Below are 17,334 nucleotides of genomic sequence, written 5' to 3'. Positions count from 1 at the left end.
ACACAAGGTATTGGGCTTATGCAGTTACTTTAGCAACAACACCAGCACCTACAGTACGACCACCTTCACGGATCGCAAAACGTAGACCTGGGTCCATTGCGATCGGGTGAATTAATTCTACTGACATTTCAACGTTGTCACCAGGCATTACCATTTCTACGCCATCTTGTAATTTGATCGCGCCAGTTACGTCAGTTGTACGGAAGTAGAACTGTGGACGGTAACCATTAAGGAATGGAGTATGACGACCACCTTCTTCTTTAGAAAGTACGTATACTTCTGCATCGAATTTAGTGTGCGGCTTGATTGTACCTGGCTTAGCAAGTACTTGACCACGTTGAACGTCTTCACGCTTAGTACCACGAAGAAGAACACCACAGTTCTCGCCTGCGCGACCTTCGTCAAGCAATTTACGGAACATTTCTACGCCAGTTACTGTAGTTTTAACCGTATCTTTGATACCTACGATTTCAACTTCTTCACCAACTTTTACGATACCAGCTTCTACACGACCAGTTACTACTGTACCACGGCCTGAGATAGAGAATACGTCTTCGATTGGCATCAAGAATGCTTTGTCGATAGCACGTTCTGGTTCTGGAATGTAAGAGTCAAGCGCTTCAACAAGAGCAAGAACTGAAGACTCACCATACTGACCAGCGTCACCGTTAAGTGCAGCAAGTGCTGAACCACGGATAACAGGAGTGTCATCACCTGGGAAGTCATAAGTAGAAAGAAGTTCACGAACTTCCATTTCTACTAATTCAAGTAATTCTTCATCATCAACAAGGTCACACTTGTTTAAGAATACGATGATGTAAGGTACACCAACCTGACGTGAAAGAAGGATGTGTTCACGAGTTTGTGGCATTGGACCATCAGTCGCAGCACATACAAGGATCGCGCCGTCCATCTGAGCAGCACCAGTAATCATGTTTTTAACATAATCGGCGTGGCCCGGGCAGTCTACGTGAGCGTAGTGACGGATTGGAGAATCGTATTCTACGTGTGAAGTATTAATTGTAATACCACGTGCTTTTTCTTCAGGAGCTGAGTCGATTTGTGAGTAATCTTTCGCTTCACCGCCGTAAGTTTTTGCACAGATAGTTGCAATCGCAGCAGTTAAAGTTGTTTTACCATGGTCAACGTGACCAATTGTACCCACGTTTACGTGTGGTTTATTACGTTCAAACTTAGCCTTAGCCATTTTGATTTTCCTCGTTTACGTCGACACCAGTTTAGAGAAAAACAACCCTGAAAAACCTTCTTTATCGACATTCGCCTAAAAAACTAGACACCCAATACTTGAAAAGCAGACTATAATAGCCTGCTTCTTTGAAAAAATTGTGGAATAACCACTAAACTGTATATCTGGAGCTCTTATCGAGATTTGAACTCGAGACCTCTCCCTTACCAAGGGAGTGCTCTACCACTGAGCTATAAGAGCGACATCTTCGATGGAGCGGGAGACGAGGATCGAACTCGCGACATGCAGCTTGGAAGGCTGCCACTCTACCAACTGAGTTACTCCCGCATGTTGGTACTGACCACTTCAATCGAAGTTAGATGGTGGTGAGAGAAGGATTCGAACCTTCGAAACTTTCGTAGCAGAGTTACAGTCTGCCCCCTTTGGCCGCTCGGGAATCTCACCATATCACACTTACACAGTGCTGTTCTTTTACTTTATACTACCACACTTTTAAGATGGTGCCGGCACACGGATTCGAACTGTGGACCTACTGATTACAAGTCAGTTGCTCTACCAACTGAGCTATGCCGGCTCTTTCTTAGTGTTTCGTACGTTTCGTATCGGAACGGTGTGCAGTTTAGCAAAACTCTGAATCGATGCAAGTGGTTTTTTTAAAAAAACCGCTAAAAACTCATAAAATCAATCCGTTTGACGATAATTCAACCGCTTTGATCACTGCGCGAGCTTTTATTTGGGTTTCATTCCATTCAGATTCAGGATTTGAGTCTGCAACCAACCCCGCTCCTGCTTGCACATAGACCTTTTTATCACGAATCACACAGGTACGAATCGCAATCGACATGTCCATTTCACCATGCCAGCCTAAATATCCAACAGCACCACCAAAGACACCACGTTTCACAGGTTCAACTTCGTCAATAATTTCCATGGCACGAATTTTTGGCGCACCTGACAATGTTCCAGCGGGGAATGTTGCTTTAAAAACATCTAAGGCATCCACATCATCACGCACTTCACCTTGTACATTGGACACAATATGCATGACATGTGAATAACGTTCGATCACCATACGGTCAGTCACTTGCACCTTACCAATCTTAGATACACGCCCGACATCATTACGACCAAGATCAATCAACATGAGATGTTCGGCAATTTCTTTTTCATCTGCCAACAAATCTTGCTCTAAGGCGATATCTTCTTCTTTGGTTTTACCACGTGGGCGTGTGCCTGCTAAAGGGCGTACAGTTGCAATACCATTCTCTAAGCGTGAAAGAATCTCTGGTGACGAACCCACAATATGGAATGGCTTTTGATCCGTTAAAGTTTGCCCTTGCACCAAGAACAAATACGGTGATGGATTTAAATGGCGTAAGGCACGGTAAACCTGCAATGCCTCACCATCAAAATCCGAGACCATCCGCTGTCCTGGCACCACCTGCATCACATCGCCCGCACGAATGTACTCTTTGACCTTTTCAACCGTTTCCAGAAATTTAGCTTTCCCAGTAATCGATTCAAAATGCGGTGCAGTATGTGGTTTCGCCTGCAAGCTGACAGGTATTGCGAGTAATTGCTCAAGCTGATCCAGCTTTTGCTGGGCTTTATCATAAGCATCAGGCTGATTCACATCGGCATGATGGATGAGGAATAAGGTATCTTTCAAATTATCAAACACTATCACGGTTTGAGAGAGCATCAACCAAAGGTCTGGTAACGTTACAGGATCTGCAACTGGGACATTTTTCAGTTTTGGCTCAATATAACGCACAGCATCATAGCCCAAATAACCAACCAAACCACCTGTAAAGTTCGGCAAATCAGGTAAATCAACCTGAGTTGGAACTTTAAACTGGCGCTGGAACTCACGAATATACTCAAAAGGATCCGCACAATCTTGCTGTTTAACCACCCCATCCGCCTGCTGGATGGTTAAAACGCCTGCATTACATGAAAAAACCGTAGACTCACCCAACCCAATCATCGAATAACGCGCCCAGTTTTCCCCACCTTCAACAGACTCAAATAGATAAGCTTGTTTTTGTTGCTTAAAACGTGCAAAAACAGAAAGTGGTGTTTCAGTGTCTGCTAAACGCTGGCGATAAACAGGAATCGTGTTATAGCCTGCTGCTTTTAATTGCTCAAATTGTACTAACGTGGTCATGAATCATCTCTATGGTTTTAATTTCTGTGCGTTGTTTGTTTAGTGCTATCTCAAGCCCGCCATCGAAAAACCATAACTATCTTCATGCCTATCTCCTTATTCAATCTGCTTAAACCAATTCCACCAAACGATCTACCACTTGTTGTGGCTGGCAGTCATAGATATTCTCTCCATGATTATAGCCATAGCTGACCACAATACAATCAATACCTGCGCGTCTTGCCGCTTCAACATCATTACTTGAATCACCAATCATCAATGTTGCTGACGTGGTTGTATTCTGTGCCTGTACGCAATGCAACAAGGGTAATGGGTGTGGCTTACGCTCTGCCAAACTATCACCACCAACAACCATTTTAAAATAAGGGCTCAATTGCAGAATATCGAGTATACCTCTTGCAAGATGCTCAGGCTTATTGGTCACACAGGCCATGGCAATATCATGATTTCGACAATACTCTAAAAATGGCAACACCCCTTCATAGACTTGGGTATTTACGCAAAGCTCCCGAGCGTAGACCTCAACAAATGTACTGAGGAGTTGCGCTTGCTGCTGAGCCACTACTTGTCCAAACAAATGCTCTAGTACAGCCTCACAGAGTTTTGCTGCCCCCTTTCCAACCCAGACCCTGACTTGTGCTTCAGTGACCAAAGGAATACCGAGCTTTTCCAAACTGAGATTCATTGCACGATATAAATCAGCAGCGGAATCTACCAGCGTCCCATCCAAATCAAATAAAACTAAATTGCGGCTTTGTAACTGAGCAACAGACATATTCTTCGACTCAAGAAAAGAAAAAGGCACACCAACGTGGGCATGCCTTGATTGTAAGAGCTTCGCCCGACTATTTAAAGAACAGCCAAGCAATCACTGCTAAAATGATCAGTACAATAATCGAAATTAATCCAACCGAAGCATTCTTTTGCTGCTCTTTTTCCTGAGCAACTCGTGAAACAGGCTCATCAATTGCAACAGGCTGTGGCTCAGGAACTGCCTGAACACTTACACCTTCCGGAATTGGAGCAGGTTTTGGAATACCAACCTGTTGCGGCATACCATCACGACTGATCGGTGTTTCTGCCGCACGCTCAGCAATACTTGGCATACCTTGATCATGTGATGCAGCAGTCACAGGTTCAATTTCGATTTCAGGTAATTCAATCTCAGCTGTCGCAGGTGCAAGTACAGAGAATACGAAGCTAGCAAATTGCACGATATCACCATCATGCAATTCGGTTTCCTGCTCAACACGCGCATCATTGATAAATGTACCATTTGACGAATTAAGATCTTGCACCCAAAGTTTCTGATCTTTTAACAATAAAGCCGCATGACGACGCGAGATATCCGCTGATTGCAACAAAATATCGGCATCTTGGTGTCGTCCCACCAACATGTCACGTTCGATATTCAGCTCTTGCCCCGTAAATTCACCTGTAATGGCTTGTAATTTCCAAGTCATAGATGCATATCCTTATATAATTTCTTGCAATCATAACATTGTGACATAAGCGCTTCTGTGCATCTACTGTGAAGACGCTGGACGGATTGTCGTAGTAGTTACTGTGTTCTTACTACGTTCCGTTTCTTTCACAGGTAGCTGTACTGTCTTCTTCTGTACCTGAGGTTCCTCAATCGCAACTGGCGTCGTCACTACTACCGTTTTTTTCGCCTGAGTCGCTGTTGGAACTTTTTGATACGGAGAATTTGTGACAATCGCTTGCGAGTTATAAATATCCGTAACATTTTCTGGCAATTTGGCGAAATTACCATTCTTATCCATCGCTAATTGCAAACTATATAACTGGTTATAGCGCTGTTGGGATAAGCGTCGTACATCATCCGAATCCCCAACAATAGTTGGATGAATAAAGACAAGTAAGTTGCGTTTTTCTTTACTCTTTGAATCTGCGCGAAATAAACGGCCCACATAAGGAATATCACTGAGTATAGGCAAGCCTTGGCGCCCAAGGGTAGAATTATCAACCACCAAGCCACCCAACACCACGGTTTGCCCATGATCAGCCAATACCGAGGTTTTAATTGCTCGCTTATTGGTAATTAAATCTGCCGCCTGACCTTTCCCTTCCACATTAGAAACTTCTTGTTCAACCTCTAAGCGAACAGATCCCCCTTCGCCAATATGTGGAACAACCTTCAAGGTTACCCCGACATCCTTACGCTCAACCGTTGTATATGGGTTCACCGTACTATTACCAGTCGTTGCCACAGAGCCCGTGACAAAAGGAACGTTTTGCCCCACCACAATATAAGCTTCTTCGTTATCCATAGTTACAATGGATGGTGTAGAAAGAAGATTCGATTGGGTATTTTCTTTTAATGCTTGAATCAGTGCACCATACAGTTGACGAGAGCCATTACTTCCCTCTTTATACTTACCTAAACCAATTGCCGCACCAGCACCCAGAGCAGCACCAGCACCTGCTGCACCACCTGTTAAATAACCTGCAGCAATCTTAGACAAGCTTGATCCAACATTTGAAAAGTTGATTAGCCCGACACCGCTATTTAGATCACCCATTGCCCATTGCACACCCAATTGGTCTGCATCAGTTCCAACCACCTCAATAATCGCAGCCTCAATTAACACTTGTTGACGACGTGTATCCAGCTGTTGAATCGCAGCATCAATTTCACGCATTAACTGAGGATCAGCTTTTACCACCAGAGCGTTTTGTGTTGGATCAGCAATAATACTGACACCACCCTGATTAAAACTGGTAATACCTGAGTTCTGACTATTATTCGAATTACTATTTAAATTAATTGAAGGTGTCGAGACAGAAGAACCTGTTGATGAGCTTGAATTCTGATTGTTCGAAATTAAGTTATTAATCGAGTTTGATCGATTATTACTATTCGAAGATGAAGATGAAACAGACTGCCCTGTCACTAAACCTTGTAAAATTTCAGCTAAGTTTTTGGCACTGGCATATTTTAAGCGGAAGACCTTGAGCCCACCTAAACGATCTGCCGATGGCACATCCAGCATTTCAATCATCTGACGTAAACGTTTACGTGAGTCTGGATCACCCTTAATCAAAATCCGATTGGTGCGATTATCTGCAATAATGCGTACCCGCGAACCAATAAAATCCTTCGATGCGCCTGTCGCACTCATTGTCTCTAACAAGCCAATAATTTCTTCAGCTTGGCTCGACTGTAGGGTAATTGCTTCAATATCATTTTGCCCAGTACCATCCAAATTACGAACAATACTTTCAAGCTGATAAATATTGGTCGCACGATCAGAAACGATTAAAGCATTAGTACCAGCAACTGCCGCCAAATGTGCAAATTGTGGCATTAACGGACGTAATGCAGGAATCAAATCATTCGGATTGGTATTTTGCAGCCAAATTACACGCGTCACAATCTGATCACCACCTGCACGACTACGTGCATCGTAGGGAATTCCAGAGTTCTTCGCATTGCTGTCTGGTACAAGTTTAACCGTATTTCCAGATGGTAGTGCCACCACACCATTAACGTTGAGTACACCTAGAAACAGGTCATACACTTCATCTTTATTTAGGGGTTTATTGGAAATAACCGTCACATTACCACGCACACGAGGGTCTACCGCAAAATTCTTCCCCGTAATATCTGCAACTTCATTAATAAATGCGGTTAAGTCTGCATCACGTAGATTGATCTTCCATGTTTGTGCTTGCACATTGGTACTGATTGTCGCAACCAAAGGTGCTGCGGCAAGTAATGCCCAAAGTGGACGTTGATGATTTAAAAAAGCCATAACCTGCACTTATTCCTAACTGATGTGTGACGTGTGATCACTAAAAACTTTGTTGTATGGTCATCACTTGATCACCACGTTTTATTTCTATTTTGGCGTGTCCTTCACGACGTACTTGCTCTAATAATTGTACTTCGTTAAGCCCTTGCCCGACGCTTTGACCATTGATCGATAGAATACGATCACCAGAACGTAAACCCAAGGTATTTTTTAAATTCGATGGCGTCTTATCCGATATTTCATAACCATCACCACCACCACTCACACCCATATTTTTCAGGTATTGATCGCGATTATCCTGCATTTGTTGAATTGCTTGACCTAAAGCAGATTGTGGTGAGTTCTGAGTCGGGGTGGCAGCTGGAGGTGGTACATTATTCGCACTATTAAGTACTGGTGCAATCGGTTGATACAAACCGTTGTCTAATCCCTTGAATTTCACTTCTCGGGTCGCACCATTACCTTGTCTCAAGATCACATGATCCCAATACACTTCTGCCAATTGGTAAGAGGTTGAACCAACTGTCTCACCAACACGATAACGTTCAGCGGTATCATTCAACTTAATCACAGCGGAAGACAAGTAATTTGGCTGACCCAACAATACACCTTGCAATTCCAAATTAACATTATCATCTGCCGAGACAGCTGCTGGCTCATTAAATAGAGCAAAGGAGCTAATATTGGGTACTTGGGCTTGTTGCGAGCCTAGATCAACTCGATCAAACTGCATAGGTTGTGGCGGTGCAACCACCCACCAAAATAAAGAAGCCAGTTTCCAACATAACCATAAGATGAGTAGTGCTAAAACCAGACCACTGAGCTTATCTAGCTTTTGCCAACGTAGTTGTTGCATTTTTTGAGTGATTGCTTTCATTAGAAACCACCTTGCAACAGTGGCTGACGTGAACTGATCACATAAGTATCCAACCCTGCCTTACCTTGGTAAGAAGGAATATTCAACAGCATCCGCTGTGTTAGCTGTACATCCAGCATCAAATTTGAATCTAAGCTTAAATTTGCCATTTTCTGCTGACGCTGATCTCGGACATCAATTTTTAACTGCCCATTTTCATCTTTCAGATCAGCCACCAAAGAAGGCATATTCATACGGTCCTGACGCTGACCGAAAGTATAACTCAACGCGCCACCGCCCCAATTCAATTGACCTTCGGTCGCGCTAAAACCTTTTTCTTTTTGGTAGTTCAATTGCACGTCTTTCAGCTGAATCGAATTTTCAGGCCATTGCCAATTCGCAAAATATTTTAATGTTTCAGGTGAAATTTTACCTTGCAGGTCTTTGATCATCATTTTTTGACCTAAACCATAGGCAAAAATTCCATCGAACTGAGTATTACCACTGTGAATATCAAGATCCGCACCAACACGCAGTAATAGCAAATCGAGAGGACGCGTTTTCCAATGGACTGATCCACGCAATTGACCACGCTGCCAATCTGCTTGCCCTTGCCAAATATTGCCGCTGACATTATGTAATATTTGATTATCTTTTGAAAATTTCGCAATTAACCATGTTGCTGGAATTTGTAAAATAATAAAAATTAAAAATGCAAAAATGGCGAAAATCCACCATCTCCATTGCTTGGTTTTTTTCTTCATTCCACCCTTACCAACATGCAAATATCATCCTTTATGAGACAATCGCCCCCTGAATGACATTATGCATACTTTTTCAACATCGCCAATTCTCTCATATAAAAAAACCAAGCTTTTTAAGCCTGGCTTTTGATAAAGGATAAAGTCATCGTATGACAAAACGATGACTTTAAAACTTGCTTAGATTAAGAAATCTTCAAGTTTTGCACCTTTTTCTAATTCAGCAACTAACCAACGTGGTTGCTTACCACGGCCAGTCCAAGTTTCTTCAGCATTGCTCTTATTACGGTAGCGTGGCTCTACTGCTTTACGCGTCGTTTTCTTACGCTTTTGTTCGCCCACTTCCAATAATTCTTCAACACTAAAGCCAATCGCATCAGCAATTGCAATAATTTGATTATAAGCATCTTCAATAGCTTGATCTTTTTTACTTGCAATTAAAGCTTCTGCTTCTGCTTGTAAACGCTTCAAATCTTCTACAGATAACTCGCTAATATCTGGTTTCATTAGAACCACTCCGACTTAATAGGGGAAATATATCACTCAAAAAATAAAATGAATTTCAAATTCGATTCAATATTAATTTATAAATGATTAAATAATCAATATGAGAATAACCCACTTAATCATATATCAAGCACTAAATAGCATTTTATTTACAATAAACCCTAAAAAATCACCTGTGTTATATAAAAACATATTTTATAAAAGCAAGCAGAAGATCATCAACAATACGACTTATATTAATTTACTCTTAATTTTATCTAAAAAATTCTAATTTTATTGGGCTTATCATGGTTCAAACACACCAATCATTCAGAAATGATATGTTTGAACCTTATTATATAAATTTACTATGTAATTAAACAAAAATAGACATAATCGTCTTTATAATAATTAATGAGATATTAACGAGTGCCCTACACTTTGCTCTAGTTGAACTATCTTTTGCCTAATCGTATCTGGGATATTTAATTTCTTTGACGTTAGCTTATCAACGCAGACCATAACTGCCTCACCAGTCGCGACAACTTGATTCTGCGTTTCACTCCATAAGACATAATGCATACGAAAAGCACTATTTCTTAACTCTTCAATCCGCGCACCAATATGCAGCACATCAGGGTAAAATACTGGACTTAAATATTTGCATTGGCTTGATGCAACAACGGTCAATATATCCTGATCAAAGATATTCAATGCCATTAAATAAGCAATTCGTGCGCTTTCAATATAACGATAATACTGTACATTATTTACATGTCCAAAAGCATCCATATCCCCCCAGGCTATCGTTTGCTTATGTATTACTGGGTAGACAGAAAGTTCTTTCATACTTACACTCATATCTTAAAATTAAGAAAATTCACATCATTTTCAAATATTAAATTTAACTGTCTGATTAAATCAGAATTATCACCCAATGTTGCTTTAATCCTTAAATAACTCATTAAAATGTTATCTGGGTATAAAGTTAATAACTGCTCGGCGTCTTGCTGACGCTGCGTTGACACATAAATATGCCACTTTGCAAAGCTAAGCATTGGTACACTTGTATAACGCTGCTCCAGTTGAATAATACGCTGTTCAACATAAGCATAATCTGGAATCTGCTTGAGTAATTGCTGCTGAAACCACAGATAAAATACTTCGGGATCGAATTGATCCTGCAATAAATGCAGTGCCAAATCCTCATGCTGCAAACTCATTTCTGGCATACGTGCCAACAACTTTAACCAAAGCACTTTACTGCTATATGGACGCGTTTGAATCTCATCCTGCAAAACCAGATAACGTTGCTGCAATGCAGCAAGATCATCTACAGAAGCCTGATCAAATCGTATGAGTAGCTGTTGTAACCATAAATCACGGTGTTCCGCATCCAACAAACCATACTGAGTCGTTTGCAAGAATAACCAAGGTTCTTGTAACGCAAGTTTGCCCCAAAGTGCTGTAATCCGCTGCTGATACGCCGTTTCAATCTCAGTTAACCACGGAGACAGCTGATGTTGAGCAAGAAACTCTAAATGGGTGAGCGCTTTCTGTGTTTCCTGCTGCTCAAGATAAATATCTATACGCTGCAATTCAGCCAGCTCAAATGCCATCGGTGCAGATTTTTCTAGACTCTGCAAAGCTGTCTCATAATCACCATTTTTATAATCAAATTGTGCATCAATAATATGATTAAGCAATCCTGATTGAGTATAAACACGCTCAATAAAAACTTGCTGATCTTTGGCTGCTTCCAACAACCAAACAATGCCAAGCTGCTCATAAGGATGCAGATCTTTAAAATGAAGAATCGTTTCTTTTTTTCGCTGCTCGCGAGCAAAAGACCGTTTACCGAATAACCAAGCAAATTGTGCCAATAAGCTGACCAAAATAAATAGCCCGATTAGCCCTAAAACACCACTTTGGAATTGCCAATCTCGCCAATAGATATAGACATAGCCATTTCCATAGCCATAACTCAATACAGCAAACAGTGCAAATAACACCAGACTTGCAAGCACATAAATCAACAGTAAACGTTTCATAAAGCTTTACCCCAACAAACCAAGTGTGGTTAGTTTCGGTGTTGGTACTGCGGGTAAATTTAAGATTTTCTCTAAACGCAATTTCATTTGCTGGCTATTTTGATCTGGTAATTCAGCAACTAGTTGCATCACCTCTAGAATCGATTTTCGATATTCTGTCAGTTGCCCTTGTTTTAAGGCTTGAGAAGCGAGTAACAAACGCAATTGTGCTTCTTTCAAGGTAATATTACGGTTCATCAAATCTGGTGAGTTGCGCTGTATTTTTTCTAATTTAAACCACTGCCACCACGACGCCGCTTCATTGTTTGTCATGCTAACTTTCGGATTTCGGATTTCTTGTTGAATCTTCTGATCTAATTGCTGCAACAAATTGTCCAGTTGCTGCTGTTGCTGTGTCTGGCTCAAAACATATTGCTGAATAATTTGTTTATCCTGCTCAATCGACTTAACCAAACTATGTTGTAAGGCAGGAGATACAGCATATTGCACAACATGCTGCTCCACTTGGTTGAGTTGATCTAGCGCGTAGATAAACTGCTGTTGATCTAATGCAAATTGTACCAATTGCATTTGCTGTTTAATCAAAATAACGGGAGCAATGCCTGTTAGCGTCGTCGGAATAGCAACACTATCCGTAGGTTCTACAGGGCTGGTATTTTGCAACTGACGTTGCACAGCAACAAATTGATCATTCAATAAAGCATAACGTTGCTCAGTTTGGTCTAACTGTTGTTGTAACTGCGGTACAGTCTGAGAATATTGTGCAACATCATAACTGAGTTTAGCCAACCACAATAAACTCAATCCTAATATTAGATAACCAATTTTTCTCATACATGTCCTTGCCAGTCACTCATACGATGAATGATCTCTGATGCAGATAAATTTTCAAGCTGAATAATGTTAAATCCTTTCCCCATCTGCCGCTGAGCACGTTCCAAGACTTGAACTAAACGTGCACCCAAAACTAAATAAATCCAATCGGCAGCACAGGCATGCTGACTGCAGAGTTGTTGCCAATGATTCCAGCTCGCCTCACTACTAATCAACACAGCAACAGGCTGATTTAAACCTATTTTTTTTACAATTTCAGGAAATGCAATAAAACTCTGCGTTGGACACTGACGATGATAGAGTACAAAATTTAGAATTTCGACACCCTGTTGCTGCAATTGCTGCATCATAAACTGTCTGCCGCCCAAACCACGCCAGAACGCTATTTTGGTTAGGTCTTTCTGTTGTTTTAAAATTGGAAGTTCTAACATGCCCTCTGAAGTTTCCACCTCAGGTACCACACTTACTATTTTAAATTCAGCTAAAGCCTTTGCTGTAGCTTGTCCCACAGCGACCCATTGAATATGTTTAAGCTGATCTAGTTGCAATCCCGCTTGCTGCAAATAACGTATTCCAATGTCAACGGCAGTCGGGCTAACCACCACGATTACTTGAGTCTCAACCAAGGCTAAGTAAAGTTGTTGCAAAGCTTTAGAAAAAGGCTCTGCAACCAACTCAAGCAAAGGTAATGCTTCAACCTGATAGCCCACCTCATTCAATGCTTGAGTTAAAACAGAAGCACGGTCATCAGGACGTGTATTAATAAACAGCATTAATACAACGCTTTGAGCAATTCACCTGCACCTTGCGCCAGCAATCGCTGAGCGAGCTGTTCACCAAGTTGCTCAGCATCGACTGTTGCACCAACCAATTGCTCTTTCAACAAGGTGTTGCCATCTACACTGCCAACACGTCCTTCAATGTGTAATTGATCGTTGGCTAAGGTTGCATAACCTGCAATTGGAACCTGACAACCACCTTCGAGATAGGCATTAAAAGCACGTTCTGCTCGTACACAGATCGAAGTTTCTTCGTGTTGTAATGGCTGAATCAACTCTAATAATGCAACATCATCCGTACGACATTCCAAACCGAGTGCACCTTGACCCACCGCAGGTAAACTCACAACTGGTGTTAAGCAATGACGAATCCGATCTGCCAGACCTAAACGTTTTAAACCAGCACTGGCTAAGATAATCGCATCATACAAGCCATCATCCAGCTTAGATAACCGCGTTCCGACATTACCGCGCAAATCGATAATCTCTAAATCAGGGCGTAGCTGTAAAATTTGACACTTACGGCGTAGGCTAGATGTTCCTACTTTTGCGCCTTGTGGCAACTCATCAAAATGCGAGTACTGGTTTGAGACAAACGCATCCAAAGGATCTTCACGTTCACAGATCACAGCTAAGCTTAAGCCTTCAGGCAAATGCATCGGTACATCTTTCATTGAATGTACAGCCAAATCTGCACGACCATCCAGTAATGCAGCTTCCAGCTCTTTTACGAATAAACCTTTGCCACCAATTTTTGCTAACGGTGTATCTAAAATCTTATCGCCTTGGGTGACAAACTTAACCAATTCAACCGTTAAATCTGGATAAAGCACATTTAAACGAGAACGAATATGTTCCGCCTGCCAAAGAGCAAGAGGGCTTTGTCGAGTCGCAATTTTTAAGGTTTTCATAAATTCAAGGTAAGTATTGATCAAAGCAATTGTTCCAAACTTAACTTGATCACCTGAAATTGCAAGTAAAAAATCATAAAGTGATCAATCATTCAGCTGAAAAGCTGGGTTTTATAATTGATGCATGCACTCTCTTAAACTTGGTAGGTGACGACGGCTAACTGACAATCGCTCCTCCAACTCACGCAAACGCACCTGATACTGACCAGCAGCCACCAACTCCAAACCTTCAAGATAGTCTAACGAGACCAAGGCATTACGATGGATCCGGATAAAACGATCTGCAAATTCTAATTCCAAGTCTTTTAAGGTTTCGTCAATCAACACACTGCCATTTTTATGGCGAACGGTGACATATTTCTGATCTGCTAAAAAATAATAAACATTCTCTAGTGGAATCAGTTCTACTCCGCGATAAGTTTTCGCAGCAATTTGATGGCGTTGTGTTTTGGTATCGTACATATCGTCTTGTTGTTTTAAACCAGTCATTTGTGCTTGTGTAAGATGGGTTAAATGATTAAACACCTGCTGTAAATCTTGTTGTGCAACAGGTTTAAGTAAATATCCTTGTGCTTGAAATTTAAATGCTTCCAATGCATGTTGATCATATGCCGTACAAAAAATAATCGCAGGACGAGGATGGAGCTGGCTGAGTTGTTCAGCACATTCCAAACCATTCATCCCTGGCATTTGAATATCTAGTAAAACGACATCAGGTGAGTCGTTTTCAATATGATTTAACACATCCTGACCATGATGCGCCGTCGCAATGACTTCGTGCCCCATCTGGGTCACTAAACGTGACAAACGCTCTACTGCGAGAGGCTCATCATCAGCAATCAGAACTCTCATCCTCTTCTCCTTGTCACCGTTAACTTCATCCATATTTTTTATGGTTAACTTGACTTATTATTTTACTCGATAGTGGTAGCTCACCACCGTCGTATATAACGACGTTCCCCCATAAATCTGAAACTTAACCGTTTGCCCATAATAAGCTTTCAGGCGCTGCTTCACATTGTCTATCGCAATACCATTTCCCTTTCTCGATTTTATTGTATCGTGAGAATAAGGGTTAGTAATGACTATACTGACTTGATTTTGCAATATTTCAACCAATACACTAACGGTCGAAGGCTGCAAAACTTTTTCCACCCCATGAAAAATACTATTCTCAAGCAAAGGTTGCAACGTTAATAACGGAATCGTCACTCGTTTTAATTCAATTGGTGTCGCCTGTATCTTCCATTCTACATTCAAACGCGCACCTAAACGCATCTTTTCTATACTTAAATATTGCTGACATAAGTCAATTTCCTCAGCTAAGCTGACTAGCTTCAGTTCTTGAAAACTCGCTCGAAATAAACGCGACAGATTAATCAACATATTTTCAGCTTTTTCAGGGTCAATCGCAATTAAGCTCACCACACTATTCATACTATTAAATAAGAAATGAGGATGTATCCGCGCTTGCATGGCCTGAATCCGCGCATTCAGTTCACTATATTGCTGATTCATCCATTGCTCACGCATATATAAGTAACGCAAGCAGAAAGCACCTAACAAAACACCATAGCCTAAATGCAGACTGGTTCCGTGAAATAAAATCTCCTCTGAAAATGAGCCTGACCGTGCAGCCCAAAATTGAATCATATTGATCGCACATGTCGTAAAAAGCACAATCAGTTGTAGCAGTACAAAACCCATTATCAAGGCAACTTTCTGACTAAACTTAGCAAAAAATTCCTTAAAATAATCAACTAGTGTTGCGAAAGACAAAATCACCCAATTAATAAACACCATATATTGCAGAACACGAAAGCCCTCTAAGGCTTGCCATGAGCGCGCTTCAGCCAAAGCCAACACCATCGCCAAGACATTACTTGCTACAATTAATTCCAATAAGTATTGCCATTGCCCAATTTTCGTAAAAAAATAGGAGCCCGATAGATTCCCCTGACGAGTTTGCGATAACTTCTTACGTCGAGTTTCAGCAACTGCGTTTGGATTTGCTATACTCTTTTTTATTTTGCTGAGCCGCCATGACCACATCTTCTCAATCCTCTTCTTCAGCCAGCCCAAATCAAACCTCTGGAATGTGGGGCGGTCGCTTCTCTGAAGCAACAGATGCTTTTGTTGCAGAATTTACCGCATCTGTGCAATTTGACCAACGTTTTTATAAACAAGATATTGCAGGCTCAATTGCACATGCAACCATGCTTGCCAAAGTAGGTGTACTCACTGAGGCTGAACGTGATGACATCATTCAAGGTTTGAGCACCATTCAAGCTGAAATTGAAGCAGGTAACTTTGAATGGCGTATTGATTTAGAAGACGTACATATGAACATTGAGTCTCGTTTGACTCAACGTATCGGCATTACCGGAAAAAAATTACATACAGGCCGTAGTCGTAACGATCAAGTTGCAACTGACATCCGCTTATATTTGCGTGATGAAATTGATGACATCTTAGGTTTACTATTACGCTTACAAAAAGGCTTACTCGGTCTAGCAAGTAAAAATACCAACACAATTATGCCAGGTTTCACACACCTACAAACAGCTCAGCCCGTGACCTTTGGTCATCACTTACTGGCATGGTTTGAAATGCTCGTCCGTGATACAGAGCGTCTACAGGACTGTCGTAAACGTGTGAATCGTATGCCACTCGGCTCAGCAGCTTTAGCTGGAACAACTTTCCCGATTGACCGTGCGTATACCGCAGAATTGCTAGGTTTTGAAGCTGTTTCAGAAAATTCGTTAGATGCTGTTTCTGATCGTGACTTTGCTATTGAATTTAATGCAGCTGCATCCCTCATCATGATGCATTTATCGCGCATGTCTGAAGAACTTATTTTATGGACTTCTGCACAATTCAAGTTCGTGAATATTCCAGATCGCTTCTGCACAGGCTCTTCAATTATGCCGCAGAAGAAAAACCCAGATGTACCTGAACTGGTGCGTGGTAAATCAGGTCGTGTTTTTGGTGACTTAATTAGCCTATTGACCTTAATGAAAGGCCAACCATTGGCATATAACAAAGACAACCAAGAAGACAAAGAACCATTATTTGATGCGATTGATACCGTTCGTGGTTCATTGATGGCATTTGCTGATATGGTTCCAGCTTTAGTCCCAAATATCGAAATTATGCGTGAAGCAGCTTTACGTGGTTTCTCAACCGCAACCGACCTCGCAGACTACCTTGTGAAAAAAGGCGTTGCGTTCCGTGATGCACATGAAATTGTAGGTAAAGCCGTAGCTTTAGGTGTAGCAGAAGAAAAAGATTTATCTGAGCTCACACTTGAACAACTACAACAATTTTCTGATCTAATCACAGCAGATGTATTTGATAAAGCATTGACACTAGAAGCCTCTGTCAATGCACGTGATCACATTGGTGGTACGTCTCCAAAACAGGTTGAAGCTGCGATTGCGCGTGCCCACACTCGCCTAGAACAGTTATATTAATTTCCCTATATCCCTCTTTATCAAAGAGGGACT

The 17,334-nt window shown here is 41.4% G+C and carries 16 protein-coding genes and 4 tRNA genes; 1 reads left to right on the top strand and 19 read right to left on the bottom strand.

The window, feature by feature from the left end; translation table 11 throughout:
* Positions 1-16: 16 nt before the first annotated feature.
* The 19 genes from tuf to F3J02_RS14035 form a co-directional block, all read right to left on the bottom strand.
* Positions 17-1,207, bottom strand: coding sequence for an elongation factor Tu (tuf, locus tag F3J02_RS14125; protein ID WP_004656295.1), 1,191 nt, complete (start codon positions 1,205-1,207; stop codon positions 17-19).
* 165 nt (positions 1,208-1,372) lie between these two features.
* Positions 1,373-1,447 (bottom strand) — tRNA-Thr (locus F3J02_RS14120).
* A gap of 11 nt (positions 1,448-1,458) precedes the next feature.
* A tRNA-Gly gene (locus F3J02_RS14115) sits at positions 1,459-1,534 on the bottom strand.
* A gap of 33 nt (positions 1,535-1,567) precedes the next feature.
* Positions 1,568-1,651: transfer RNA gene (locus F3J02_RS14110), tRNA-Tyr, on the bottom strand.
* Positions 1,652-1,705: 54 nt separating this feature from the next.
* Positions 1,706-1,781, bottom strand: a tRNA-Thr gene (locus F3J02_RS14105).
* A 99-nt stretch (positions 1,782-1,880) separates the two neighbouring features.
* Positions 1,881-3,374, bottom strand: a complete 1,494-nt coding sequence (trpE, locus tag F3J02_RS14100; protein WP_167250258.1) for an anthranilate synthase component I — start codon at positions 3,372-3,374, stop codon at positions 1,881-1,883.
* 109 nt (positions 3,375-3,483) lie between these two features.
* Entirely contained in the window at positions 3,484-4,149 is a 666-nt protein-coding gene (locus tag F3J02_RS14095) for a phosphoglycolate phosphatase (protein ID WP_167250256.1), read from the bottom strand.
* A 70-nt stretch (positions 4,150-4,219) separates the two neighbouring features.
* Complete coding sequence (locus F3J02_RS14090) at positions 4,220-4,837, bottom strand: FHA domain-containing protein (protein ID WP_167250254.1); 618 nt, start codon at positions 4,835-4,837, stop codon at positions 4,220-4,222.
* Positions 4,838-4,900: 63 nt separating this feature from the next.
* Positions 4,901-7,150 carry a type II secretion system secretin GspD gene (gene gspD / locus F3J02_RS14085; protein ID WP_167250252.1) on the bottom strand — a complete coding sequence of 750 codons (2,250 nt, stop codon included), beginning with the start codon at positions 7,148-7,150 and terminating at the stop codon, positions 4,901-4,903.
* 40 nt (positions 7,151-7,190) lie between these two features.
* The gene (locus tag F3J02_RS14080; protein ID WP_167250250.1) at positions 7,191-8,027 is read right to left on the bottom strand and encodes a type II secretion system protein N; all 837 of its coding nucleotides are present in this window, start codon (positions 8,025-8,027) and stop codon (positions 7,191-7,193) included.
* A complete protein-coding gene (gspN, locus tag F3J02_RS14075) occupies positions 8,027-8,770 on the bottom strand; it encodes a type II secretion system protein N (RefSeq protein WP_167250248.1) in 744 nt (247 codons plus the stop codon). The genes F3J02_RS14080 and gspN overlap by 1 nt, the downstream gene beginning before the upstream one ends.
* 177 nt (positions 8,771-8,947) lie before the next feature.
* Entirely contained in the window at positions 8,948-9,274 is a 327-nt protein-coding gene (locus F3J02_RS14070; protein ID WP_004802206.1) for an H-NS family nucleoid-associated regulatory protein, read from the bottom strand.
* Positions 9,275-9,664: 390 nt separating this feature from the next.
* A complete protein-coding gene (locus F3J02_RS14065) occupies positions 9,665-10,102 on the bottom strand; it encodes an acyl-CoA thioesterase (protein WP_216076282.1) in 438 nt (145 codons plus the stop codon).
* 8 nt (positions 10,103-10,110) lie between these two features.
* Positions 10,111-11,304: a heme biosynthesis protein HemY gene (locus tag F3J02_RS14060; protein ID WP_167250246.1), complete on the bottom strand. Its 1,194-nt coding sequence runs from the start codon at positions 11,302-11,304 to the stop codon at positions 10,111-10,113.
* 6 nt (positions 11,305-11,310) lie between these two features.
* Positions 11,311-12,138 (bottom strand): hypothetical protein, encoded by an 828-nt coding sequence (locus F3J02_RS14055; protein WP_167250244.1) that lies wholly within the window; start codon positions 12,136-12,138, stop codon positions 11,311-11,313.
* Positions 12,135-12,911: a uroporphyrinogen-III synthase gene (locus F3J02_RS14050; RefSeq protein ID WP_167250242.1), complete on the bottom strand. Its 777-nt coding sequence runs from the start codon at positions 12,909-12,911 to the stop codon at positions 12,135-12,137. The genes F3J02_RS14055 and F3J02_RS14050 overlap by 4 nt, the downstream gene beginning before the upstream one ends.
* A complete protein-coding gene (gene hemC, locus F3J02_RS14045) occupies positions 12,911-13,828 on the bottom strand; it encodes a hydroxymethylbilane synthase (RefSeq protein WP_167250582.1) in 918 nt (305 codons plus the stop codon). The genes F3J02_RS14050 and hemC overlap by 1 nt, the downstream gene beginning before the upstream one ends.
* Positions 13,829-13,939: 111 nt before the next feature.
* The gene (locus F3J02_RS14040; protein WP_167250240.1) at positions 13,940-14,680 is read right to left on the bottom strand and encodes a LytR/AlgR family response regulator transcription factor; all 741 of its coding nucleotides are present in this window, start codon (positions 14,678-14,680) and stop codon (positions 13,940-13,942) included.
* Positions 14,681-14,737: 57 nt separating this feature from the next.
* A complete protein-coding gene (locus F3J02_RS14035) occupies positions 14,738-15,880 on the bottom strand; it encodes a sensor histidine kinase (protein ID WP_167250238.1) in 1,143 nt (380 codons plus the stop codon).
* On the opposite strand from F3J02_RS14035, the gene argH reads away from it, so the two are divergent.
* Complete coding sequence (gene argH / locus F3J02_RS14030) at positions 15,871-17,301, top strand: argininosuccinate lyase (RefSeq protein WP_167250236.1); 1,431 nt, start codon at positions 15,871-15,873, stop codon at positions 17,299-17,301. The genes F3J02_RS14035 and argH overlap by 10 nt on opposite strands.
* Positions 17,302-17,334 lie beyond the last annotated feature (33 nt).

Source organism: Acinetobacter sp. Tr-809 (genome assembly GCF_011753255.1).
In the GTDB taxonomy this organism is placed as follows: Bacteria; Pseudomonadota; Gammaproteobacteria; order Pseudomonadales; family Moraxellaceae; genus Acinetobacter.
The sequence above is the reverse complement of the archived record's forward strand: the minus strand, read 5'-3'. Positions and strand labels throughout refer to the sequence as shown.